General features: G+C 37.8%; 24 protein-coding genes. 18 read left to right on the forward strand and 6 right to left on the reverse strand.

The window, feature by feature from the left end; all coding sequences use genetic code 11:
- Positions 1–6 precede the first annotated feature (6 nt).
- The 7 genes from ACHJH3_RS01935 to ACHJH3_RS01965 all read left to right on the forward strand — a co-directional run bounded on the left by ACHJH3_RS01935 (position 7) and on the right by ACHJH3_RS01965 (position 6,333).
- Complete coding sequence (locus ACHJH3_RS01935; protein ID WP_407063349.1) at positions 7–849, forward strand: ATP-binding cassette domain-containing protein; 843 nt, start codon at positions 7–9, stop codon at positions 847–849.
- Positions 849–1,529, forward strand: a complete 681-nt coding sequence (locus ACHJH3_RS01940; protein WP_407063350.1) for a hypothetical protein — start codon at positions 849–851, stop codon at positions 1,527–1,529. The genes ACHJH3_RS01935 and ACHJH3_RS01940 overlap by 1 nt, the downstream gene beginning before the upstream one ends.
- Positions 1,526–2,716: a DUF4857 domain-containing protein gene (locus tag ACHJH3_RS01945; protein ID WP_407063351.1), complete on the forward strand. Its 1,191-nt coding sequence runs from the start codon at positions 1,526–1,528 to the stop codon at positions 2,714–2,716. The genes ACHJH3_RS01940 and ACHJH3_RS01945 overlap by 4 nt, the downstream gene beginning before the upstream one ends.
- 103 nt (positions 2,717–2,819) lie before the next feature.
- Positions 2,820–3,308: a heme utilization cystosolic carrier protein HutX gene (gene hutX / locus ACHJH3_RS01950; protein WP_407063352.1), complete on the forward strand. Its 489-nt coding sequence runs from the start codon at positions 2,820–2,822 to the stop codon at positions 3,306–3,308.
- Positions 3,309–3,761: 453 nt separating this feature from the next.
- Positions 3,762–4,466 carry a dipeptidase PepE gene (pepE, locus tag ACHJH3_RS01955; protein ID WP_407063353.1) on the forward strand — a complete coding sequence of 235 codons (705 nt, stop codon included), beginning with the start codon at positions 3,762–3,764 and terminating at the stop codon, positions 4,464–4,466.
- A 90-nt stretch (positions 4,467–4,556) separates the two neighbouring features.
- Positions 4,557–5,846, forward strand: coding sequence for a C4-dicarboxylate transporter DcuC (gene dcuC, locus ACHJH3_RS01960; protein WP_407063354.1), 1,290 nt, complete (start codon positions 4,557–4,559; stop codon positions 5,844–5,846).
- Between the two features lie 106 nt (positions 5,847–5,952).
- Positions 5,953–6,333: a LysE/ArgO family amino acid transporter gene (locus tag ACHJH3_RS01965; RefSeq protein WP_407063355.1), complete on the forward strand. Its 381-nt coding sequence runs from the start codon at positions 5,953–5,955 to the stop codon at positions 6,331–6,333.
- 46 nt (positions 6,334–6,379) lie between these two features.
- Here the strand turns inward: ACHJH3_RS01965 and pepT are convergent, their stop codons facing one another.
- A complete protein-coding gene (gene pepT / locus ACHJH3_RS01970) occupies positions 6,380–7,612 on the reverse strand; it encodes a peptidase T (protein ID WP_407063356.1) in 1,233 nt (410 codons plus the stop codon).
- A gap of 424 nt (positions 7,613–8,036) precedes the next feature.
- Between pepT and ACHJH3_RS01975 the strand changes: the two genes are divergently transcribed.
- Positions 8,037–9,326 (forward strand): dicarboxylate/amino acid:cation symporter, encoded by a 1,290-nt coding sequence (locus ACHJH3_RS01975; RefSeq protein ID WP_407063357.1) that lies wholly within the window; start codon positions 8,037–8,039, stop codon positions 9,324–9,326.
- A gap of 63 nt (positions 9,327–9,389) precedes the next feature.
- Here ACHJH3_RS01975 and ACHJH3_RS01980 read toward each other — a convergent pair whose 3' ends face one another.
- The 3 genes from ACHJH3_RS01980 to ACHJH3_RS01990 all read right to left on the reverse strand — a co-directional run bounded on the left by ACHJH3_RS01980 (position 9,390) and on the right by ACHJH3_RS01990 (position 12,062).
- Positions 9,390–10,715 (reverse strand): cation:dicarboxylate symporter family transporter, encoded by a 1,326-nt coding sequence (locus ACHJH3_RS01980; RefSeq protein ID WP_169940150.1) that lies wholly within the window; start codon positions 10,713–10,715, stop codon positions 9,390–9,392.
- A 135-nt stretch (positions 10,716–10,850) separates the two neighbouring features.
- A complete protein-coding gene (locus tag ACHJH3_RS01985; protein ID WP_173030723.1) occupies positions 10,851–11,345 on the reverse strand; it encodes a peptidylprolyl isomerase in 495 nt (164 codons plus the stop codon).
- Positions 11,346–11,354: 9 nt separating this feature from the next.
- Positions 11,355–12,062, reverse strand: a complete 708-nt coding sequence (locus tag ACHJH3_RS01990) for a YebC/PmpR family DNA-binding transcriptional regulator (protein ID WP_172199815.1) — start codon at positions 12,060–12,062, stop codon at positions 11,355–11,357.
- A gap of 120 nt (positions 12,063–12,182) precedes the next feature.
- On the opposite strand from ACHJH3_RS01990, the gene ACHJH3_RS01995 reads away from it, so the two are divergent.
- From ACHJH3_RS01995 to ACHJH3_RS02040, 10 genes are all read left to right on the forward strand, one after another.
- Positions 12,183–12,737 (forward strand): GNAT family N-acetyltransferase, encoded by a 555-nt coding sequence (locus tag ACHJH3_RS01995; protein WP_407063358.1) that lies wholly within the window; start codon positions 12,183–12,185, stop codon positions 12,735–12,737.
- On the forward strand, positions 12,734–12,937 hold the full coding sequence (locus ACHJH3_RS02000) for a heavy-metal-associated domain-containing protein (protein WP_407063359.1): 204 nt from the start codon (positions 12,734–12,736) through the stop codon (positions 12,935–12,937). Before ACHJH3_RS01995 ends, ACHJH3_RS02000 begins: the two co-directional genes overlap by 4 nt.
- A 2-nt stretch (positions 12,938–12,939) precedes the next feature.
- The gene (locus tag ACHJH3_RS02005) at positions 12,940–15,108 is read left to right on the forward strand and encodes a heavy metal translocating P-type ATPase (protein ID WP_407063360.1); all 2,169 of its coding nucleotides are present in this window, start codon (positions 12,940–12,942) and stop codon (positions 15,106–15,108) included.
- A 35-nt stretch (positions 15,109–15,143) separates the two neighbouring features.
- A complete protein-coding gene (locus ACHJH3_RS02010; RefSeq protein ID WP_407063361.1) occupies positions 15,144–15,701 on the forward strand; it encodes a hypothetical protein in 558 nt (185 codons plus the stop codon).
- The gene (gene lgt, locus ACHJH3_RS02015) at positions 15,698–16,525 is read left to right on the forward strand and encodes a prolipoprotein diacylglyceryl transferase (protein ID WP_407063362.1); all 828 of its coding nucleotides are present in this window, start codon (positions 15,698–15,700) and stop codon (positions 16,523–16,525) included. The genes ACHJH3_RS02010 and lgt overlap by 4 nt, the downstream gene beginning before the upstream one ends.
- Before the next feature lie 93 nt (positions 16,526–16,618).
- Complete coding sequence (locus ACHJH3_RS02020; RefSeq protein ID WP_172199803.1) at positions 16,619–17,320, forward strand: fumarate reductase cytochrome b subunit; 702 nt, start codon at positions 16,619–16,621, stop codon at positions 17,318–17,320.
- Between the two features lie 16 nt (positions 17,321–17,336).
- Positions 17,337–19,343, forward strand: coding sequence for a fumarate reductase flavoprotein subunit (locus tag ACHJH3_RS02025; protein ID WP_407063363.1), 2,007 nt, complete (start codon positions 17,337–17,339; stop codon positions 19,341–19,343).
- Positions 19,336–20,055 carry a fumarate reductase iron-sulfur subunit gene (locus ACHJH3_RS02030; protein ID WP_169940168.1) on the forward strand — a complete coding sequence of 240 codons (720 nt, stop codon included), beginning with the start codon at positions 19,336–19,338 and terminating at the stop codon, positions 20,053–20,055. Before ACHJH3_RS02025 ends, ACHJH3_RS02030 begins: the two co-directional genes overlap by 8 nt.
- Before the next feature lie 137 nt (positions 20,056–20,192).
- The gene (gene galU, locus ACHJH3_RS02035) at positions 20,193–21,029 is read left to right on the forward strand and encodes a UTP--glucose-1-phosphate uridylyltransferase GalU (protein WP_407063364.1); all 837 of its coding nucleotides are present in this window, start codon (positions 20,193–20,195) and stop codon (positions 21,027–21,029) included.
- Positions 21,016–22,239, forward strand: coding sequence for a glucose-6-phosphate isomerase (locus ACHJH3_RS02040; protein ID WP_407063380.1), 1,224 nt, complete (start codon positions 21,016–21,018; stop codon positions 22,237–22,239). The genes galU and ACHJH3_RS02040 overlap by 14 nt, the downstream gene beginning before the upstream one ends.
- A 230-nt stretch (positions 22,240–22,469) precedes the next feature.
- On the opposite strand, the gene ACHJH3_RS02045 is transcribed toward ACHJH3_RS02040, so the two are convergent.
- Both ACHJH3_RS02045 and ACHJH3_RS02050 read right to left on the reverse strand, forming a co-directional pair.
- Entirely contained in the window at positions 22,470–22,901 is a 432-nt protein-coding gene (locus ACHJH3_RS02045; RefSeq protein WP_407063365.1) for a Dps family protein, read from the reverse strand.
- Positions 22,902–23,222: 321 nt separating this feature from the next.
- A complete protein-coding gene (locus tag ACHJH3_RS02050; RefSeq protein ID WP_407063366.1) occupies positions 23,223–24,386 on the reverse strand; it encodes a major outer membrane protein in 1,164 nt (387 codons plus the stop codon).
- Positions 24,387–24,564 lie beyond the last annotated feature (178 nt).

Here is a 24,564-nt window from a genome sequence, read left to right on the forward strand (position 1 = left end):
ATTTTGATGAATGTAATAGAGTGTCAAAATTTAACTCAATATTTTGGCAATAAAAAAATATATGAAAATTTAAATTTTAGTGTTAAAGAAGGCGGTGTAGTAGGATTGCTTGGTAAAAACGGGGTTGGCAAATCAACTACTATAAATATACTTATGGGAAATTTGAAACCTACTTCCGGTAAATGCCTAATATATGGGGAAGAGAGTGATAAGTTAAGCGCTAAAACAAAGGCTAGGATAGGGCTTTTGTATGAGGGGCATGTGACTTATGATTATCTAAGAATTAAAGATTTATACGAGCTTTATCATCAAGAGTATAAGGCGAAATTTAAAAAAGAACGCTTTTTTGACCTTTTTAGAAAACTAGAAGTCGATGAAAAGCAAAAAATTTCAACTCTATCCTGCGGACAGAGATCACAGGTTGTTTTAGGGCTTATTTTTGCAAGCGATCCTGATTTGTTGATTTTGGATGATTACTCTCTTGGACTTGATACGGGATATAGGCGACTTTTTATCGATTATCTTAAAGATTTTATAAAGAGCGGTGACAAGAGCGTTTTGATGACTACTCACATAGTCAATGACCTTGAGGGGCTCTTAAACGAACTGATTATCATGAGAAGAGGGTTTGAGCCTCTTCAGATTAGTTTTGATGAATTCAAGTCCAAATTTAAAGGGTTAAGCCTTGCAAAAGATATTGATTTAAGCGCTATAAAAGGCATAGAGAGTATGCTCGAACTAAGCGACGAGAGACAAATTTTTGGATTTTTCGATCAAGAAATTCTAGGCTCAAAAGAGATAAAATTAAGCTTCGAGGACGCTTTTTTGGGTTTTACGGGGAGATATTAATGATAAAAAAGGAATTTTATAAATTTAAAGAAATTTATTTACTGTTTGCGGTTTTGTCTTGTGCATTTTTGATATATCTTGGCTTTAAGTTGAAAACAAATTTTACCGATCTTGGAGGGCTCGGTTTAAACCTTACTTTTTTGTTTAAAAAAGGCTTCAGCTTTTATCACTTAAATGATCTTAACTTAGCTTTTTCTGTCGCTGTCGCAGCATTTGTCTTTTTAAGAGAGCGAATTAACGGCAGGCTTAGGCTCTCGCTTCATTTTCCAAGAAGCACATTTTTAAACATATGCTATATCGTATTTACGGGATTTTTCTTTGTGGCCGCTTTTTATGCGGTTGAATTTTTGGTATTTAATGTAATCGCTATGAGACTTTTCCCAAGTGAAATAATGGAAATTTTAAATATCTCTTTGCTTCAAAATTTTGTATTTGGACTTATTTTATATCTTTTTTGCGCAGGGCTTGTTATAGAGCCTGCCAGAAAAAGAGTAATTCTAAATTTTATAGTTATGATAGCCTGTGTGTATTTGTATTATGAAATAAACCCTGACATATATGCACTTTTTAGCTTTTATGCAAATGAATTCGGGTGGCTGTACTTGGGGATATGTGGAATTTATGCGGCAAATTCTACTGCAATAGCTTTTGATGATTATAAAAAAGGGTATATAAAATGAAAATTTTAAAAGATATAAATTTTGTGATTGTTACTCTTTTGCTTGCTGTTTTTTTACCACTTATGACTGATACGGTTTTTAGCGAGAGTAAAGATACTGCTCGAATTTATTACTCTGAAACGCTAGATAAATTTTTACTTCAAGGATATGATCGTCAGAAAAAAGAGCCATTTTTTAAGATAGGACTAGATCAAAATATAAGCCTTGATGAGTTTATGGAGAATTTGCCGTTTAAATTTTACTCATATTTGCTTTCCAAAAATCTTTTTCCAAAAGAGCTTAGTGAGTGGGCCAATGATGATAAGATAATGGACAATTCTCAAAACTTAAATATCAAGCCCGATATGTTTAATCAAAAACAAGTCCCTATTTTTACTATATTTGAGTCAAAACCAAAATATTTAAAGCTAAAATTTAATGAATTTGGCATAAGAAACGCAAAAGAAGGGCTAGAGTTTATAAGTTTTGATACGCTTAAAATAGATGCTAATATAAGTCAAAGATATACAAATGCGCTAAAAGAGTTAGAATTTAAGTTTCCTTTTAAAGAGGCTTACTCAAATCCAAACACAAAAAAACCTTTTGATGAAGGCGTATTTCTTATAGATGACAAATATGAGGTTTATCATTTAAAAATGGTACAAAATAGTCCTGTTGTAGTAAGAACAGGTATTAAAAATGACTCTATTTCTTTTATACTGATGGCTGAAAATCCTAGAAAAGAATTTTACGGAGCCCTTATAGATAGAGATGGTGTCAAGTTGATAAGCTATGATAAGTATCAATTAATTGATCTTGTAAGTGAAAATTATGATCCAAAGAGTTCTAAATTTCAACTTGCTATAACGCCTTTGAGTAAAACCGTAACAATAGAAAATGAAGGCAACACTACTGTGTATAAGCTTGATAATAAGTATAAAGTCTTAGATAAATTTGAATATACCTTTAGTGGCAATGAATCATACGAGAACGCTAAAAAGACGTTTTTCGCTTTTGAGATTAAACAAGAGCCAAGTTATGCTTATAAATTAAATTTTAGTGATTTTAGCAAAAATGCTTTATTTCTTAATCTTGTTTTATGCATTGTTTTTTTAATGATAAATTTTAAAAGAAATAGATCTATTTTTAGAGCTTTAGTGGTGCTTTTAACCGGGATTTATGGATTTATAGCAGCTTTGATTGCTTAAGTTTGTGTGTATAAAATATATTTTATTTTATTGGTTGATAATTATTATCTAAATTAAAATAATATGCTATAATTTTTGGAAATTTTATTTACAAAGGATTAAAATGAAAGAAAAAGTAAAATCTCTAATCGAGAAAAATCCAAAAATTTCATTGGGTGAAATCGGCAAAGAGCTTGAGCTTAAAGAGATGGAAGTGCTTTTGAATTTGCCTTGTGAGTTTTGCAAAGTCGCCGGCGGAGATAAATTTGATGAAATTATCGGCGAGATAGGTGGCTGGGGAGAGGTTTTGTTTGTTAAAAACACACCTTCTTTCATAATAGAGTTCAAAACAAAAATTCCAAGCGGGCAGCACGCTCAGGGATATTATAATTTTAGTATGAAAGAGTCAAATTTTGGCGGACATTTAAAAGCAAGCGATATAGATAAGATATTTTTCGTGACTCAAACATTTATGGGTATGCTCTCAAAATCGGTTCAATTTTACGATAAAAACGGAGAAAATATCTTCAAGCTTTATATCGCAAGAGATGAAAAAAGAAATCTTTTAGAATGCCAAGAGAAGGCTTTTGAGGATTTAAAAGCAAAATTTTAGACTTTAAATTTTTCTGTTTTACTGTATTGGCGGTAATAATTTGGTTAAAATTTACCGCCACATACTCATCCTTAATCTTTAAAATAGGTCAAATTTAAGGAGATATTCTCAATAAATTTAAATTTTATTCATCGTGCTAAAACGTTTATGCACAATTAAAATTTATACTTAGGCAATAAAGCCACTTTTTTAATACAAAATAGCTTACTGATAATAAATTATTCCCAATATATTTATCTGTGAAAGCTTTGTGCAAATAGCCATGTGGTGTTTAAGCTTAAATTTATTAAACAAATATTTACCAGCTTTAGAGCTTTTAACCCCTTTTTAAGCACTGTTTATATATTGTTTTATAAAATAAATTTTTAAAAATTATTTTTAATATTTTTTTAAATTTATAAGTTATTTATTATGTCTAAGAATGCCAATCATATTTATATATAGGAGAATGTCATGAAAAAAGCTTTGCTTTTAAGCAGTTCAAGTTACAAGGATACAGGATACTTAAATCACTGCAGACCTTGGATAAATGAGTTTTTGCAAGAGTGCGGAGTAGCCTATGAGGAGATACTTTTTATCCCTTATGCGGGAGTAAGACGCACAAACGATGAATATGAGCTAAAGGTTCAAGACTGCTTGCAAAACAAAAAAGTAAAATCAATCCACAAATTTAGCGACCTAAAACAAGCCGTAAAAGATGCTAAAGTGATATCTATAGGCGGAGGAAATACCTTTGTTTTACTTCACTACCTTTATAAATTTGACCTCGTTGATGCGATAAGAGAAAGAGTTGAGGCGGGAGTGCCTTACTTTGGCTGGTCTGCAGGCGCAAATGTGGCGGGAAGCACGATAATGACGACAAACGATATGCCTATAATCATGCCAAAGCTATTTGATGCGCTAAAATTGTTTCCTCATCAGATAAATCCTCACTTCATAAGCGGTAAGATCGCGGGGCATAACGGTGAAAGCAGAGAAGAGAGGCTGGAAGAATTTTTAATCGTAAACCAGCAAAGCACCATATATGCTCTTCCTGAAGGCGTTGCGCTTAAGATAGCCGGCAATAGTGCAACCGTTATTGGAAATGATGCCGTCTTAAAGATGATGTATAAAAAAGATACAGAAAGTATCGCGGTGGGAAATAGTTTTACATTTTAAATAGATTTTAATTTTTATTTAAATTTACGGTGAATATAATTAAACAATAGATAAATACAAAGAAGACAAAATTTACAAGAAAGGTTAAATATGGCTACTTTTAAGCTAATATGCGCCGTTTTAGGTCTAGTTGCAGTTGTTTATCTGCTTATTAAAAAGCGAGAGACGAAAACCGTTTTGATCGGTGTAGGTCTTACCCTTTGCGTTATTTGTTTGACGCCGCTTGAGGCGCTTGCACAATTTACCAAGTCGATGACTTCGGCCGGACTAATTAAAGCTATTTGTGCCAGTATGGGTTTTGCTTACGTTATGAAGGTTACTAAGTGTGATCAGCATCTTGTAGTGTTGCTTACAAAACCTATGAAAAATGTAGGCTTTTTGCTTGTTCCTATTACTTTTGTTATAACGTTTTTCGTTAATATCGCCATCCCTTCTGCAGCCGGTTGTTCTGCTGCGGTCGGTGCTACGATGATACCTCTTCTTATGGCCTCAGGCGTTCGTCCTGCGATGGCTGGAGCTGCGGTGTTTGCAGGAACTTTTGGAGGTGTTTTAAGTCCCGGTTCGGCTCACAACGCATACGTTTCAGAGATGGCTAAGGTAACAATTCCTGATGTTATCAAGGTTCAGTTTCCAAATGCAATGGCAGCGTTTATAGTGGTTTTGGTTATATTAAGCATAACTGCGCTTTTGTTGAAAGACTACCAAAAGGGTCAAGATTTTTCACATAAGGCAAACGACGGCGTAGCCGCAGAGCCTATCAAAGTAAATTTGCTATACGCTCTTATGCCTTTAGTGCCGCTTGTCATCTTGATCATCGGCGGAACCGATCTGCATAAAATTTCATTTTTAACTTGGACTAAGATGGGTGTTGCCGAGGCGATGCTTCTTGGTGCTATTTTGGCGGTATTTGTTACTTGGACAAGCCCTGAAAAGATCACAACCGAGTTCTTTAAGGGTATGGGAAGCGCATATGCCGAAGTTATCGGTATCATCATCGCAGCTGGTGTTTTCGTCGCAGGTCTTAGAGCTTGCGGGGCGATAGATGCTATAACCGAGGTTTTAAAACACTCAGAAGAGTTCGTAAGACTAGGCGGAACTTTCATACCTTATCTTATGGCGGTAGTTACAGGATCGGGAGATGCTGCTACTATGGCGTTTAACGGTGCTATAACAGTGCATGCACAAGATCTTGGATTTGAGCAAACCAAATTAGGTATGGCCGCTGCTATCGCAGGCGCTCTTGGTCGCTCGTCATCTCCTATAGCCGGTGCTGCTATAGTTTGTGCCGGTCTTGCCATGGTAAGTCCTGTTGAGATTGCAAAAAGAACGGCTCCTGCTATGGCCGTAGCTGTTTGTATAATAGCGTTTTTTATGATTTAGCATTCAAAAGGTCGCATCTCGCGACCTTTGCTTTATAAATTTTTAATTTCTCACTCTAATCAAATTTACACATCAATACATACAAGAAATTTTAACTAATTTATTTATGGACGCTTTTATATCGGGATTTGGCATAGGATTGTCGCTTATTTTAGCCATCGGAGCCCAAAACGCTTTTGTGCTAAAGCAAGGCATCAAAAAGCAATATGTGTTTTTAGTCTGTATTATTTGCGCCGTTTCGGATGCCGTTTTGATCTTTGCGGGAGTTATGGGATTTGGGTATCTGGTATATAAATATAGCTATCTTGAATACATAGCCAGATACGGCGGAGCGGCATTTTTGCTCTTTTACGCGATAAAAAGCTTTTATACGGCTTACACTATGAACCATGCGCTAATCTTAAAATTGCTTTCCACGCCATCTTTGGCTAAAACAGCTTTTTTGACGCTTGCCTTTACTTGGATAAATCCTCTAATCTTTGCTTAAATTTAAAGGAGAAATTCCCGCAAATTTATAGCGGGAATTTGTAAATTCATTTGGCTAAAATTTTGATTATCTCTTTAACCACGTCGCTTGAAGCGCGCAGTGATTTTACTGGCAGATATTCATAAATCGAGTGGAAATTATGAGCTCCGGTAAATAAATTCGGACAAGGAATGCCTTTTTCTGAGATCACCGCTCCGTCATAGCCACCTCTCATAGGTATGACTTTAGGCTCTATTCCTAAATTTTTGTAAGCCTCTTTCGCAGCTTGTATAGGCAGGCTATTTTCGCCGTCTTTTAGGTAGTTAAAGACGTTTTTGTATCTGTCGGCAAGCTTTATGCTTACTCTATTTTCGCCCCACAATTTAGCGCATGCGTCGGTTAAATCCTGCAAAAATTGCATACGCTCTTCGTATTTTTTCTCGTTAAATTCTCTTATATCAAGCTTTAAGATAGTCTTTGCGCTGTTTCCGCTAAGCTCTTTTACCCAGTAGTATCCTTCGCGATTTTCGGTGTATTCGGGAGCTTCGCCGCCAGGCAGCATGGATATAAATTTATGCGCCATTAAAAGCGAATTTATAAGCTTGCCTTTAGCGTTCATCGGGTGAGCTGATTGTCCCGTAAATGTTACTATAGCGTCTCCTGCATTCCAGTTTTCATAGATAAATTCGCCTATACCGCAGCAGTCTAAACAGTAGCCAAAATCGGCATTTATCTCGCTTGCTACAAGCGCTTTTGCACCTCTTAAACCTTGCTCTTCATCAGGTAAAAATCCTACGATGATATCGCCATGCTCTACGCTTGGGTTGTCTACGAAATATTTTACCGCATTCATTATGCTTGCGATCGCCGCTTTATCGTCGGCTCCAAGTAGGCTTGTTCCGTCCGTTACGATTATATCGTCATCCACATAGTTTTTAAGCTCGGGAAATTCGCTCTCTTTCATGACGATGTTTAACTCTTTGTTTAGCGTTATATCTCCGCCTTTGTAGGCGACTATTTGAGCTTTTGTATCGTTTGTTTGCTCCGCGCTTGTGTCAAGGTGGGCAAAAAACGCAACCGAAGGAATTTTTTTACTTGAATTTGACGGCAAAATCGCAGTTGTTATCGAATTTTCTCGTCTTTTGATATTGCTTAATCCAAGCTCTTTTAGCTCGCTTTCAAGAAGCTTTGCAAGCTCCATTTCTACGGGATTTGAAGGCATGATGCCGGCGGCACCCGCTTCTCTGTTTGTCGTAGTATTGATCTTGGTGTATCGTAAAAACCTATTTACTATATCCATTTAAGCCTCCTAGAATTGGTGATTTGATCACAAAATTATAGTGCAATAAAAATTAAAAAAGTATTTAGTAAATTTATAGCCAAACCTTAAAATAGGCATTTATAACTATGAAGAGTTTATAAAATTTAATGCCTATTATCAAGTTTTTAAGGAGTTTTTATATTTTAACTGTAATAAATTTAAGAGAAAAGATAGTATTTTAGGGGCTAAATTCAAATTTACTCAGCAAATTTCAGGCGGAAAATTCTCTAAGTAGAGCAGTTCGGTTATATAAATTTAGGCTTAAATTTAATGCTTCATGTAACGCTTTGATACGAAATTGCTATAAATTTTTAAATTTATTTATGTCACATTTGTCTTTTTTACGATTTTAAAGAAAACAAAGATACAATAAAATTTGATTAAATGAAAATAAGGAGAGGGTATGCCTGATAAAAAAGGTATTTTAGACTTTTATTTTAAAAGCAATTTGCTTTTACGTATCCTTATCGGACTTGTTTTAGGTGCGATATTTGGTATGATTTTTCAAAACGCAGGCGGTGCGATAGAGATATTAAAGCCATTTGGAGATCTGTTTATCAGACTGCTTAAGATGATAGTTTTGCCTGTCATAGTCTGTACGCTAATCGTTGGAGCTAGCTCGATATCTCCTTCTCATCTTGGTAAGGTGGGTGTAAAAGTCATCGCTTTTTACATGTTTACTTCGCTCTGTGCCATTGTCATAGGACTTGCCGTTGGCTCTATCCTTCAGCCGGGCGTAGGTCTAGAGCTAGCTACAAACGTAGCAAGCGCAGGCAAGGAGGTTAAAGCTCCTGGGCTTGTGGATATCTTGCTAAACATCATTCCGACAAATCCTTTTGAGGCTATAGCCAAGGGAGAGGTTTTGCCTACTATATGTTTTTGTCTATTTTTCGGGATTGCGCTTGCGTTTAGTCTTGATAGCGAAAATGAGCAGGTTAGAAATTCTGCCAAAATCGTATTTTCGTTTTTTGAAGGCATGAATAGCATAATGTTTAAAGTGGTTCATTGGGTTATGCAATATGCTCCTATAGGCGTTTTTGCTCTTATTTTTATCGTATTTTCAAAGAGCGGAGCCGAGGCGTTTGGACCGCTTATAAATGTTACGGTAAGTGTTTATGTCGGACTAATTTTACAAATTTTGCTTGTTTATTGTGTCATTTGTGTTTTTATTAGGCTTAGCCCTATTAAATTTTTATCCAAAGTCCGCCCGCCGATGATTACCGCGTTTGTTACCAGATCGTCAGGCGCTACTTTGCCTATTTCTATGGAGACGGCTGAAAAGGATATGGGTGTGCCAAGAGGTGTATATGGATTTACTTTGCCCGTGGGTGCAACCATAAATATGGACGGAACGACTATCTATCTTGGCGTTTGTGCGATATTTGTAGCTAATGTCGTGGGTATGCCGCTTGATTTCTCTCAGCAACTAACCGTAGTTATCACGGCGGTTCTGGCTTCCATAGGAACGGCAGGAGTGCCGGGTGCCGGAGCCATAATGCTTCTTATGGTTCTTGAGTCCGTCGGGTTAAAAGTAGAAGCCGGAAGCGTTATAGCCATAGCATACGGTATGATTTTAGGAATTGATGCCGTGCTTGACATGGGAAGAACATCTATGAACGTCGTTGGCGATATGATGGGAGCGATATTTGTCGCAAAAAGTGAAAAAGAGCTTGATGAAAAGCTTTGGGAGTAGAATTAAAATTCAAAGAGAGCAAAAACTCTCTTTGAATTAGTAATGAACTTTCTTGTATAAAATTTACGCATGAAAATTAAACTCTTCGGGATGATTAAGAGCGTAATTAAATTTTTCCATATCTACTTTTTTATCCCATATTGAGATTATTAAGCATCCTACGGCATTTCCGCAAAGATTTCCCACTGCACGCATTTCAGACATAAATTTATCAACCCCTAACAATACCGCTACCGTAACTACGGGAATTCCTGCGCTTGGAAGAGCGGCTAGGGTGCCTGCAAGCACGATAAAACCTGAGCCCGTTACTCCGACCGCGCCCTTGCTGGTAACCATAAGGATGATTAAAATTTGTATGAGATGCTCTATGCTAAGCGGAATTCCAAACGCTTGAGCCAAGAAGATTACGCTTAAGCTTAGATAGATGTTGGTGCAGTCAAGATTAAACGAATATCCAGTAGGTATGATAAGACCCACGGCTCCGCGATGAATTCCTGCGGCTTCTAGCTTTTGCATAAGCGGAGCAAGTGCCGTTTCGCTGGAGCTTGTGGCAAATACCACTAAAACCTCTTTGGCTATAAAGCGCATAAATTTAAAGATATTAACCTTTACGAGATAGCATATCAGCCCAAGAACGCCGAATATAAAAAATAAGCTCGCGGCAGCCATTACAAAAAGCAATTCAAGCATACCAAGCAAAGAGTCTATGCCGAATTTTCCTATCAGAAACGCCATAGCGGAAAATGCAGCCACCGGGCTAAATAGCATTAAAATCGTAAGCAGTTTTAAGACCCAATGCTGAACTACCTCAAGCGGCTTTAAAATTTTCTTTTTATGCTCGTGCTTTAAAAACGATATGATCACTGCCGTAACTATCGCCATAAATAGCACTTGAAGGGTGTTTGAAGTAAGAAACGGAGTGATAGGATCACTTGGAACGGCACTTTTTAAGATGGCCCAAACTGAGCCCACGTCTTTATCTATGTGAGTGTATTTTTCGACACTTCCCGGATCTAGCGTGGTGTAGTCAAGATGCATGTTGTGACCCGGCTTTAAAACCTCTCCAAATAAAATTCCCACCGCAAGCGCTATCGTGCTTACTATTTCAAAATATATAAAGCCTTTAAGTCCTATGCTTCCAAGCTCTTTCATGCTTTCAAGCCCGATTATGCCTGAAACTATAGTAAGAAAAATAATCGGTCCTATTAGCGCTTTTAAAGCTTTTATGAACCAATCAATTCCAGGTTTGCTCGCTACTCCTATATCAGGCAAAGCCATACCTACTGCTATACCTGCAGCTATGCCCAAAACCACCCAAAAGGCGAGACTGGTAATGATTTTTGTGAATTTGCTTTTAGATTTTGGTTGAATTAGATGAGCTTCTGACAAGAAACCTCCTTTTTTCTTAAATACTTTCAAGGTGCTTATTTTATCAGAAACAATATTAAAAATAAAATTAAATTTTAAAAATTATAAAATTTTAAAGTAGTAGAAAGAGGGAGAAATTCTCCCTTTAAATAAGTATTATAAACTCTCTTTTATCTCGATAGATTCGATCTTATCGCCGCCTCTTACGCTGTCAAGTACCTTTAGACTGTCTTCGTCTATCGCTTGCCCAAAAACCGTATGAACTCCGTCAAGATGAGGTTGCGCGCTATGACATACGAAAAACTGGCTCCCTCCCGTATCAGGACCTGCGTGCGCCATAGATAGGCTTCCGCGTTTATGCTTGCTCTTTTGACCTCTGCATTCGCATTTTATCCTCCAACCGGGACCGCCGGTGCCTGTTCCGTAAGGACAGCCGCCTTGGATAACGAAATTCGGTATAACACGGTGGAAATTTAGCCCGTCATAAAATCCGTCGTTTGCCAAAGTAGCGAAATTCATAACCGTTTGAGGCGTTTCTTCGCCAAAAAGCTCAAGTTTTATATCGCCTTTTTCGGTATGGATAACGGCAAATTTAAATTTTGCCAACTCGTCTTGATTGATCTCGTAAATTTTTAACTCATCATTTCTCATTTTTTTCCTTTATTCTATATTTGTATAAACGGCTTGTACGTCATCATCGTCTTCGAGCTTGTCAAGCAGTTTTTCTACCTCTTGCATCTCTTCTTCGCTTAAGCTTATCGGCGAATTTGCGATGTATTGCAAGCTTGCCTTTTTGCTCTCAAGCCCAAGCTTTTCTATACCCTCGTGAAGCGTGCCAAAGCTTGTATAATCTCCGTATATGTAAAGCGTATCGCCTTCGCTTTCAAGCTCGGTAAGTCCGAAATCAATTAGTTCTAGCTCAATCTCATCAGGCTCGATTTGAGGCATATTGAGCTCAAAGACGCTCTTTCTGGTAAACATAAAGCTTAAGCTTCCGCTTGGAAGCACCTCTCCGCCGTTTTTGCTAAATATCGCCTTGACGTTTGCAACAGTTCTGGTAGGATTATCAGTGGCGCATTCTACGATTATTTGCACTCCGTGAGCTGCTTTTCCGTCGTAAAATATAGTCTTGATATCGGCGCTATCTTTGCCGTTTGCTCTTTTTATCGCCGCGTCGATGTTGTCTTTTGGCATATTTTCGCTCTTTGCGGCTGCTATCGCTGCGCGGAGTTTAGGATTCATATCAGGATCTGTTCCGCCCTCTTTGGCGGCTACCGTTATAGCTTTAGCCAGTTTTGGAAATACCTTACTCATCTTGTCCCAGCGAGCCTCTTTGGCTGCTCTTCGGTATTCAAATGCTCTTCCCATAAATTTTCCTTAAAAAAATTTTGGAAATTATAGCCAAAAAAGATTATTATCTTTTTAAAATTTAAGATGTTTTGCGAGCTGTTAGCTTAAAATTTATAGTTAAAATACTATAATTACCAAATGATTACACAAGCTACCAAACAAGACGCTTTGCGTTGTATCGAACTACTGAATTTAGCTATGGATGATATCGCTTTTGCACTTAGCGGAACTACCGACAAGTTAAAAAGTAACGAAATTCTAACCTCTTTTTTCGTTCAGGATATTAATAGATTAAGCTATAAAAACGTTTATGTTTTTAAACACGAAAAAGATATAGTCGCAGCCGTTTGCGCCTACTACGGAGGAGATGCAAATAGTCTTGACGCTCCTATTTTAGAACATCTTAAGAAATTTAATCCGGCCGCTAAAGTAGAAAAAGAGTGCTTTGAGGATGAGTTTTATATCGATAGTATCGCGGTTGACGAGAGATTTCGCGGGCAGGGAATCGCAGGAAGGCTGATAAAATTTATATTTGAAGTGGCTAAACTCAAAGAATATGAAAAAGTATCTTTGATAGTAGATCAAGATAAGGTAAAAGAGAGAGAATTTTACCAGAGACTAGGCTTTGTAATCAATCAGGAAATGACGATAAATTCGCATAAATATTATCACATGATAAAGGAAATTCTATGAAACATTTTAAAGTTGCCAATGTGCATTGTCAAAACTGCGCAAATACCATAAAAAGTGCGCTTGAAGATGAATTTGGAACGATTGAAGTTGATTTAAGTCGTGAGCCAAAAGTGGTTAGTGTAAATTTAGACGATAAAGATGTAGGTAAATTTATATCCGAGCTTGATGATCTTGGATTTGAAGTAATAGAGCAGATTTAGCTATGTCAAAAACTATCAAGCTCAATATCGCTGGCATGACCTGCGTGAATTGTTCAAACGCTATAGAAAGAGTCGCTAAAAAGATGGATGGCGTAGAGGACGCTAAGGTTAGCTTTGCTAATGCTACGGGCGAATTTATAGTAGCTAGTGAAGAAGTAAGAACCAAGCTTGAAGAAAAGATCAAAAAGCTGGGCTACGAGATCGCTAAGGATATGAGCGAATTTGAGAAAAAAAGAGCTAGTTATATCAAAAATTTGCGTAACAACTTCATCGCTGCAGCCGTTATCAGTGCTGTGATAATGTGGCTTGAGATGACGGGCGCTATGAGCGAGCTAAAGGCGTTTGTAATGCTATTTTTGGCTTTTATCGCGCTTGCGGTTTGCGGTAAGGAGTTTTTCGTACACGCTTACGGTGCGCTTAAAAACAGAAACTACGATATGAACGTGCTTGTAGCGCTTGGCACTTTGATGGCGTTTCTTTACTCGGTGTTTGTCTTTTTAGCCCCAAATTTGATGCCTGAAAATATGCGCCATATGTATGTTTCAGGCTCTGCAATGATTATTACTTTTATCCTGCTTGGCAAATTTCTTGAGGAGCGCTCAAAGGCTAGGGCGGGAGATTATCTAAAAAGCCTTATGGATCTTTCTCCTAAGGTAGCTTTAGTGCTAAAGCCTGACGGACAAGCCGTAGAAACAGATGTGCAAAACCTAAAAATAGGCGACATCGTAATGGTAAAAGCGGGCTTTCACGTGCCTTGCGACGGAGTTATTATAAACGGCGGAGCCGAGCTTGACATGTCTATGCTTACGGGCGAGAGCCTGCCTGTGTATAAAAAAACGGGCGATGAGGTAAACGCAGGTACTATAAACACAAACGGCTATCTGAATGTAAAAGTTACAAAGCCGTCAAATCAAACTTTGCTAGCTCAAATTTTACATCTATTAAGCGATGCCAGCACCAAAAAAATGCCGATTAGTCGATTTGCCGATAGGGTTGCAAATATCTTTGTGCCGGCCGTTATTATTATAGCCGTGGTTACGTTTTTGATCTGGTTTGCAGTTACCGGAAATGCTATGCAAGGCGTTTTAAGTGCGATTTGCGTACTTATCATATCTTGTCCTTGCGCGCTTGGACTTGCTACGCCTATTGCTATTATCTCGTCACTTTCTTTGGGCGCTAAAAACGGAATTTTGATAAAAAATCCCGAAGTTATAGAGGTGCTTCACACCGCTAAATACGCGATATTTGATAAAACCGGCACTCTTACAAAAGGTGAAATTTCGGTTAATTTTACCGATATAAACGAAGATGATTTGGCTCTAATCGCAGCTCTTGAAGCAAAAAGCTCGCACCCTATATCAAAAGCGATTGTTGAGTATGCAAACGAGCTTGATCTTAAAATTTTAGGCAACGACAGCGGTTTTGAAAATATCGCAGGAAAAGGCATAAGAAGCCTTGATGAAAGCGAGATAGTCGTGGGCAATGAAGGCTTTTTGAAAGAATTTGGCATAGAGATTCCCGATTCTTCAAAAGAGCAAATTTTAAAGATGCAAAATGACGGAAACGGCGTGGTTTTGGCTGCGATAAAGAAAAAATTCGTAGGATTTATAAGTCTTAGCGATACCTTAAAGGAAAATGCTAAAGAGATTATAGACGAACTGAAAAATAAAAATATAATTCCTGTGATGCTAACGGGGGATAATGTTTTTACCGCTAAAAACGTAGCGCTAAAGATCGGTATCGAAAAGGTCTTTGCAGGAGTTTTGCCTAATGAAAAATTTGAGATTATCAAAGAGCTTCAAAAGGATGCCAAGGTTGTATTTATCGGAGACGGTATAAACGATTCGCCTTCGCTTAAGCAAGCCGATGTAGGCATAGCTATGAGCAGTGGAGCCGACATCGCAAAGGACGCGGGCGATATAGTTCTTATAAAAAATGACCTTGAAAGCGTTGTTAAAGCGATAAATTTGGCTAAAGATACGATGAAAACGATCAAGGAAAATTTGTTCTGGGCGTTTATCTACAATCTAATCTGCATTCCAGTGGCTGCAGGCGCGCTCTATCCGGTATTTAAGATAGTTTTAACTCCTGTTTATGGAGCGATTGCGATGTGCTTTAGCTCGGTAACCGTTGTTTTAAATTCGATTCGCCTAAGGTTTAAAAAAATTTAAATTTAGTAAAATCACAAAAATTTAAAAGGACTATCATGAAGCTTGGCGAATTTTATTCGGTTGTGTGTAGAGTTTTTGCTGTCGGTTTTTCAAATTCGTTAAGTGACAAAATTTTTGAACAGATCAAGAAAAACGGCGAGTGGTTTTTGCAAAATGATACCGAAGCCAATAATAAAGGAAGATCTCTTTATAAAGAAGCGATTGAGAGCGAGGATATAAAGGATATAGAGGCTGACTTTAAGAATTTGCAAAAGTATTTTGTTGCTACATATTTTTTCAAAGGTGATGATGAAAGGCTTGCTAAGCTTTATCAAATTTGCGGATTTGAGCCGAATTTAAAATCCTTAAAGATAGACAGCATAAGCAATCAGCTATCGTTTTTATCGGCTATCTTAAAGCTTGAAGCCAATGAAAAGACAGAGGAAATTTTAGGCGTGTTTTTAAGCTCATATCTGCTTCCTTATGCTGCAAAACTAGCTCCTACGCTTCAAAAAGAGGCAAAAAGCAAATTTTACCGCGGACTTGGATATCTTTTTGAAGATTTTGCCGGCGGACTTGAAAAGACTCTTAAGATAAGGGTCGTTCCTAGATGAGTTGGTGGAACGAAATTTACAATAACTTTGATCCCGTAGCTTTTAAAATTTTTAGTATAAGTGTTCATTGGTACGGGCTGATGTATGTTTTGGCTCTACTTGTCGCACTTGGTGTGGCTAAATTTATCGTTAAATTTGACAAGGTTAATATCTCAAATTCGCTTCTTGATAATTACTTTTTCTGGGTTGAGATAGGCGTTATTTTAGGCGCTAGAGTCGGATATATACTCATTTACGATCCAAATACACTTTATTATATAACTCAGCCTTGGCAAATTTTTAATCCTTTTTACAACGGAGAATTCGTAGGAATTCGCGGCATGAGTTATCATGGTGCGGTAGTTGGATTTTTGCTTGCTACGTGGGCGTTTTGTAAAAAATACAAGCAAAATACTTGGGCTTTGCTTGATCTGGTTGCGCTCAGTATCCCGCTTGGATATTTTTTCGGACGGATCGGAAATTTTTTAAATCAAGAGCTCTTTGGTAGGGTTACGGACGTACCTTGGGGGATATATGTAGCAGGTATGCTTAGACACCCTTCTCAAATTTATGAGGCTGTTTTAGAAGGCATCGTGATATTTTTAATTTTATTTACTTATAGAAAATTTAAGAAATTTGACGGCGAACTCATAGCTTTATATGCTATTTTATATACTATCGCAAGATTTATATGCGAGTTTTACAGAGAGCCTGATTTCGGGCTTGGCTTTGTATTTTTAGGTCTTTCGATGGGCCAAATTTTATCTCTTGCGATGCTTCTTGCAGGAGTGCTTGCTTACTTCTATTTAAGAGATAAAAATAGACAAAATTTTAAATCTATTTAAAGTTGCTTTGTGATAATATAACAATTAAATTTTAAATTTATAATTTAAAATTATTATAAGTTATTAATAACAAATTTCAATATAGGAGTGCTCATGAGTGGGCTAATCGAAGGTTTCTTGGGGAGGCAGGCGGACTGCAAAAAAAGTCGTTTGCCGGCGGTTTGGGACAGATGGCAGAGTATCACGGGATTTATTCTCGCCTGTTTTATTCTTTGTCATATGGTTTTTACATCAACTATCTTGTTTGGCAAGGACGCTTTTAATGCGGTTGTAGGTTTTGCCGAGGCTAAATTTCTGTTTGGTGAGTCCACTTGGTGGATTACAAACGTAATAGCGGCTATAATTTTTGTAGTTTTTATCGCTCATGCGTTTTTGGCTATGCGAAAATTTCCTGCGAATTTTAGACAGTATTTGATGTTTAGAGGACATAAAGATCGCATCAGACACCTTGATACTACACTTTGGTGGTTTCAGTTTTTAACCGGATTCGCGCTATTTTTCGCAGCAAGCGGACACTTAGTGGATATAGTTTTTGGCGGGCATATCACTGCCGATAGCTCTGCTTTAAATTTTGCTAGACTTGAGTTTTTCTACCTTGCTTTACTTGTCTTCATGGTTGTTCATGCAGGTGTAGGTATGTATAGACTATATGTAAAATGGGTGAGTATAGAAGGTGTTAATAGAGCCGAAATGCTAGCTAAGAGAAATAAGGCTAGAACAGTTATATTTGCGGTTTTTGGCGGACTAGCCGTGATCGCTTTGATTGCGGACTTTGTCTGGATCAGCCTTAGTTAGTAGATAGGAGCTAGTAATGAATATAAAATATTGTGATGCATTGGTTATAGGCGGCGGACTTGCAGGACTTAGAGCCGCGGTTGCCGCAGGAGAAAAGGGACTTAGCACTATCGTTTTGAGTTTAATTCCTGTTAAGAGATCTCACTCTGCGGCTGCTCAAGGCGGTATGCAAGCGAGCCTTGGAAATTCTAAAATGAGTGAAGGCGATAATGAGGATGTGCATTTTGCCGATACGGTAAAAGGAAGCGACTGGGGTTGCGATCAAGAAGTGGCTAGAATGTTTTGTCAAACAGCTCCAAAAGCTATCCGTGAGCTTGCCGCTTGGGGTGTGCCTTGGACGAGAATTACTAAAGGCGAAAGAAGTGCTATTATCAACGCACAAAAGACAACCATAGTAGAAAAAGAAGAGGTTCACGGACTTATTCACAGCCGCGACTTTGGCGGTACTAAAAAATGGAGAACCTGCTATACGGCTGACGCTACGGGTCATACTATGCTTTTTGCCGTGGCAAACGAGGCGTTAAAACATAACGTTGAAATTCATGACAGAAAAGAGGCTATCGCTCTAATCCACCAAAACAACCGCTGCTACGGCGCTATCGTAAGAGATTTAGTAAATGGCGAGGTCACTGCTTACGTTTCAAAAGGCACCTTGATAGCAACAGGCGGATATGGAAGAGTATATAAACACACCACAAATGCCGTAGTTTGTGAAGGTATCGGTGCTGCGATCGCTCTTGAAACAGGTATCGCGCAACTTGGTAATATGGAAGCGGTTCAGTTTCACCCGACACCGATCGTTCCAAGCGGAATTTTATTAACGGAAGGTTGTCGCGGTGACGGCGGAATTTTGCGTGATGTGGACGGATACCGCTTTATGCCTGATTATGAGCCTGAGAAAAAAGAGCTTGCAAGCCGTGACGTCGTAAGTCGTCGTATCATGGAGCACATAAGAAAAGGCAAAGGCGTAAAAAGCCCTTACGGCGAGCACGTGTGGCTTGATATAAGCATACTTGGCCGTGAGCATATCGAGAAAAATTTACGCGACGTTCAAGAAATTTGCGAGATATTTAACGGCATAGATCCTGCGGATACCGAACTTGATGAAAACGGAATCGGTAAAGGCTGGGCACCGATACTTCCTATGCAGCATTATTCAATGGGTGGTATTAAAACCAAGCCAAACGGCGAAAGCCCGACATTAGCAGGCTTATTTAGCGCCGGCGAGGCTGCTTGCTGGGATATGCACGGATTTAACCGCCTTGGCGGAAACTCTGTTTCTGAAACGGTTGTTGCGGGTATGATTGTGGGTGATTATTTTGCTGATTATTGCAAGAGCCACGATATAGAGATAAATACAAAAGATATAGAAAAATTCGTAAAATCTCAAAACGACTACCTGCAAGGACTCCTTGATAAAGAGGGTAAATTTAACGTATTTGAGATCAAAAACAAGATGAAAGACATCATGTGGGATTATGTTGCGATCTTTAGAACGGGCGAAGGGCTTGAGACAGCCGTAAGAGAGCTTGAAGAGCTTTATAAACACTCGCTTGACGTTAAAGTTGCAAACAAAAATCTATTTGGCAATCCTGAGCTTGAAGAGGCTTACCGCGTACCAAAGATGCTAAAGCTTGCTCTTTGTGTAGCTTACGGCGCGCTTTTAAGAACCGAAAGTCGCGGCGCTCACAGTAGAGAGGATTATCCGAAAAGGGATGATGCAAACTGGCTAAACAGAACTCTAACAAGCTGGAAAGAGGGCGCTACAATGCCAACAGTTGAATACGAACCGCTTGATATAATGAAGATGGAAATTCCACCTGCATTTAGAGGATACGGAGCCAAAGGAAACATCATCGAGCACCCAGATAGCGCAGTTCGCCAAAAAGAAGTTGATGAAATTCGCGCTAAAATGGAGGCAGAAGGCAAAGGCAGATATGAAATTCAAGATGCGCTTATGCCTTATGAGTTACAACCAAAATATAAAGCACCAAATGAAAGAGCAGGTATAGGATATGAGTAGAAAAATTACGATAAAAGCTTTTAAATATAATCCATTAAGCAAAATTTCAAAGCCGCATTTTGCGACTTATGAGCTTGAGGAGACACCGGGTATGTCGCTATTTATCGCGCTTAATCAAATTCGTGAGAAATTTGATCCTGATCTTAGCTTTGACTTTGTGTGTCGCGCGGGAATTTGCGGAAGTTGCGCAATGCTGGTAAACGGCAAGCCTGTGCTTGCTTGCAGAACTCTTACTAAAGATTTTGAAAGCGGAGTTATCGAGCTTATGCCGCTTCCTGTGTTTAAGCTTTTAAAAGATCTAAGTGTAGATACGGGTAACTGGATGAACGCTATGAGTAAGCGCGTAGAAAGTTGGATACATACCGATCACGAGACCGACATAAGCAAGCTTGAAGAAAAAGTCGAGCCTGAAGTGGCGCAAGAGGTTTTTGAGCTTGATAGATGTATAGAGTGCGGAATTTGCGTAGCCGCTTGCGGAACTGCGATCATGAGACCTGATTTTATCGGTGCCGTGGGGCTTAACCGTGTTGCGAGATTTAAGATCGATGCACTTGATAAGAGAACCGATGAGGACTTTTATGAGCTGATAGGCGATGATGACGGAGTGTTTGGTTGTATGACCTTGCTAGCGTGTGAGGATAACTGTCCAAAACACCTTCCGCTTCAAAGCAAAATCGCATATATGCGTAGAAAGATGGCTGTAATTAAATAAAAGCCTAATTTTAAAGAGAGGTATTTTCCTCTCTTTTTATACAATAATATCTTCAACATTTATTTTTATATTTTATACTCTTAATTTAGCATTTAGTAAGGCTTCGTTAAAATATCATAAAAATTAGAGGAAATTTTATGATACAAACATGTCTTTTTCCTGCCGCTGGCTACGGTACTAGATTTTTGCCTGCGACAAAATCACTTCCAAAAGAGATGCTACCGATACTTACTAAGCCTCTTATTCATTACGGTGTTGATGAGGCCTTGGAAGCCGGTATGAAAAACATGGCGTTTATAACAGGGCGCGGCAAGCGTGCGCTTGAAGATTATTTTGATATAAGCTACGAGCTTGAGCATCAAATTTCAGGCACAAACAAAGAGTATCTACTAACCGAAATTCGCGATCTCATGGCAAAATGCACATTTTCATTTACGCGTCAAGAGAGTATGCGAGGGCTTGGCAACGCCATACACACAGGCAAAACTCTCGTAAGGGATGAGCCTTTTGGCGTTATACTCGCAGATGATCTTTGTATCAACGAACAAGGCGTTGGTATACTTACGCAGATGGTAAGAATTTATGAAAAATATCGCTGCTCCATCGTAGCCGTTATGGAAGTGCCAAAAGAGCAAGTCAGCAGTTACGGCATAATAAACGGAAGATATATAGAAGACGACCTGATAATGGTTGATGATATGATCGAAAAACCAAACGTAGAAGATGCGCCTACAAATTTAGCCATCATCGGAAGATATATACTGACACCTGATATTTTTGCCATCTTAGAGCAGACAAAACCGGGCAAAAATGGTGAAGTACAGATAACCGATGCTCTTATGCAGCAAGCAAAAGATGGCATGGTACTAGCTTATAAATTTAAGGGTAGACGCTTTGACTGCGGAAACGTGACAGGTTTTGTCGAGGCTACGAATTTCTTCTATGAAAAGTTGCAAAAAGATGGTAAAAAATAACCTCTACTTTAAAAAAACACCGCTAGACACGATAACTTCTTACGCCAAGCGCATGAATGACGAACTGGAAAGTGGGGATATAGGATACTATCACCTACCAGAGCTTGGAAACGATATGTTGGCTTCAATAAAAAATATCGAAAGCAAATTCGCCGATATAAAAAATGTCGTGCTAGTAGGCATAGGCGGCAGCTCTCTTGGGGTAAAAGCACTCAAGCAAATGCTAAAAGCCGAAACAAAAGATGGCTCAAGAGAGCTTTACTTCCTTGATAATGTAGACGGATTTAGCTTTGAAAAACTTATGAAAAAGATAGAATTTAAAAAAAGCCTATTTATCATATCGTCAAAATCAGGCACGACCATAGAAACTATCACACTTTTTAAGTGTATTTTACAGCGTTTCAAGCCTGAAAATTTAAGCCAAAATTTTCTTATCATCACGGATCCGAACTCTCCGCTTGAAATCTATGCTAAAGAAAATCAAATAACTTATTTTAATATCCCAAAAAACGTAGGCGGTCGCTTTAGCGTGCTAAGCGCGATAGGATTAGTGCCTCTAAGTCTATGCGGATATGACATAAAAGCCCTGCTTGAAGGCGCAAGAGAGTGCAAAAAGCAATTTTTAAGCGATAAAGACGATACTTTAATGCATAAGGCATATCACTACGCAACGCATAAAAGCGCTAAAATAAACGTGATATTTAGCTATTCGGATAGATTGCTCGCATTTAATGACTGGTATGTGCAACTTTGGGCGGAAAGCCTGGGTAAGAAAAAGGGATTTAAGCGATATGGACTAACACCGGTGGGGCTTATCGGATCACGCGATCAACACTCGTTTTTGCAACTCATAATGGACGGAGTTAAAGATAAGACGGTAACTTTTATCAAAGTTGAGGATCAAAATAGCATTGCGATAACGCCGAATTTGAGCCTAAAACACCTCGAAGAGTGTGATTTTGCAAACGACATCAGCTTAAATTCCCTCATAAACGCACAATGCGATGCTACAACTCACGCACTCATACAAGAGGGTATAAGCGTAGACGTGATCACAGTAAGCAAGCTTGATGAGTGGCACGCAGGATATCTGATATACTACTACGAGCTTTTAACTTCAGCAACAGGAATAATGCTTGGAATAAACACTTACGATCAGCCGGGCGTGGAAGTGGGAAAAAGAATTTTAAAAACCATGCTTGGAAGATGAATTTGCATACGTAGTCTTTTTAGAGATTATGCAAGGTTTTTAAGCATACCGATCTCTTAAAAATAAATTGTGGTCAAGCCTTTATTTTATTTGGAGCCAAAAAAGATACTTTAGAATTAAACACTGACTAGATACTTAACTTTAGGCTTTACCTATATAATAAAAGTTAAAGATTAAAGAAAAAAGAATAAAAATTTAAGGGGTATTGAGCCCCTTAAATTGAAGATTTATTAAGCTAAAGTAGCTTCAAGCATCCAAATAGCTTTTTCGTATTTCGCTATATTGTCTTCTGCGATTGCAACTGTCGTGCTATCACCATCTGCAACTTCTGCAAGTTTTTTAAATTCGCCAAGCAAGTGTTTATAATCAGCTAAAACTCCTTTTAGTACTTCTGTCGGAGTATAGCTATTTTTACCTTCAGGCTTAATGTGAGAGCGTTTATTTAACTCTTCAGGGCATGTTATAGCTTTACCGCCTAATTGAATAGCTCTTTCTGCCATTTCGTCAAAAATTTCAGCAAATTCATCATATGCTTTTTCTGTATACTCATGAATGCTAAAAAATTGAATACCTTTTACATTCCAATGATAGTCGTGAAATTTGATAAATAATGCATGAGCATCAGCCTGAATTTGGTTTAGTTGTTCGATAACTTTTGACATATTGTCTCCTTGTTTTAAATTTTATATGAGGAATTATAGCAAAATATTCTTAAATAAAAATTATTTTTAAATAATAATTTTTATTATTTGTATTTTTGTTTAATATATTATATAGTATGTAGGTTAATAGATGGAATTAAATTGGCAATATTTACATAGACAACTTTAATAGCTTATGCTTTTAAATAAAGTTAGATGAATTTTTACAAAAATAATTTAATTGCTTGATATATTTTCTACTGTAGATACAAAAAATTGTAATAAATATGTGATTTTAAAACAGCCTTGAGCGAAATAATTCGCTCAAGGTAATAAGAAAAATTAGAATGAGTATTTAGCTTGAAATCTAAATTTCTCAGATTTTTCTTTATTAGTATTAACTTTTGTTGTTAAATGAGAATACCAGCTCTCAAATGTTAGTTTTGAGCTATAATCATAAGATAGTCTACCCACATACTCTTCAACTTTTGTTTTGTTATTAGTATCGTCTTTCACATTACCTTTTAGGTAATCAGCTCCGATACCAAATTTATCAAACATATATCCTGCAGTTAGGAACCAGAAATTTGCTTTTCCATTAAGAGCTGTATAATCAAGATATTGCTCAGCAGGGCTTATAAATTCTCCTTGATCTTCAAGAGTTGAAAAACCATTTGCTCTGTCTTTTACTTTCCAGCCGATATATCCTGCAGATAAGTCGGCCCCAAAAAGTCCCGTACTTAATTCCGCAGCATAAAAGTCTGTATCTTGATAAGCAGGAACAACTTTATCATCTACATTAGTGTGTCCATATTGAGCTTGAAGACCAAAACTTGTTCCTTCGTTTATATCAAAGCTAAAAGAAACGTCGGCAGCTATAAGGCTTGCAACATCAACAAGAGTAGCATACCATAGTTGGAAATTTACAGGATCATATGAGCCGATAGCGGCAACACCGTAAAGATTGTTTTGAAAAGCATTAGGAGCAGTGTTTTTAATTTCGCTATCTGTTTCGCCACTATTCTCAAGAGCATCAAATGCAAGAGCTGCAAGAGTAAGACCTTTTATGTCTGTGTTTACAATCTTGATACCTGTTCCGGCTTCATCATCCGTGAAGTATGTTCCTATAACCTGCTTACCTGCAGTGAAGGTGGTGTTATCTCTAGTATAACCAAGATAGAATTCATTGACTGCAAACGTGCTTGTTGTGTTAGTCGTGTCTCCGGCAGTTGCACTACCTGACCCGTCTGATGAACTATATCTCAAGCTTAGAACACCAAAGAAATTATCATCAAGCGCAGCTTTAAATGTTAGTATTGACCAAAAACTATGCTCAGCCTCTGTGCTTTCAATGCTTGGTTTTGTTTTTGTGTTATTATATCTATATCTTGCAAAACCTGAAAGATCTACATTTTTAATAGCTTCTTCAAGCGGGGTTGCGCTTGCAACGCTTGAGAAAGCACCTAGAGCAACTAAAGTCGCTAGACTAATTTTAGTTAGTTTCATTTTAACTCCTTTTAGAATTTTAAAATACACGAAGCAATAGTAGCATAAAAAGCTATTTAATTAGCTTAAAAACATATGAAATTTAGTATATATATTATAGAGGCTCTGTTAAAATACTTCATTGATATTTAAGCTTTGTAATACCCCTTACTTAGGATATAAATATTTTTAATTTTTA

The organism is Campylobacter canis (assembly GCF_045504005.1).
Lineage (GTDB): Bacteria > Campylobacterota > Campylobacteria > Campylobacterales > Campylobacteraceae > Campylobacter_A > Campylobacter_A canis.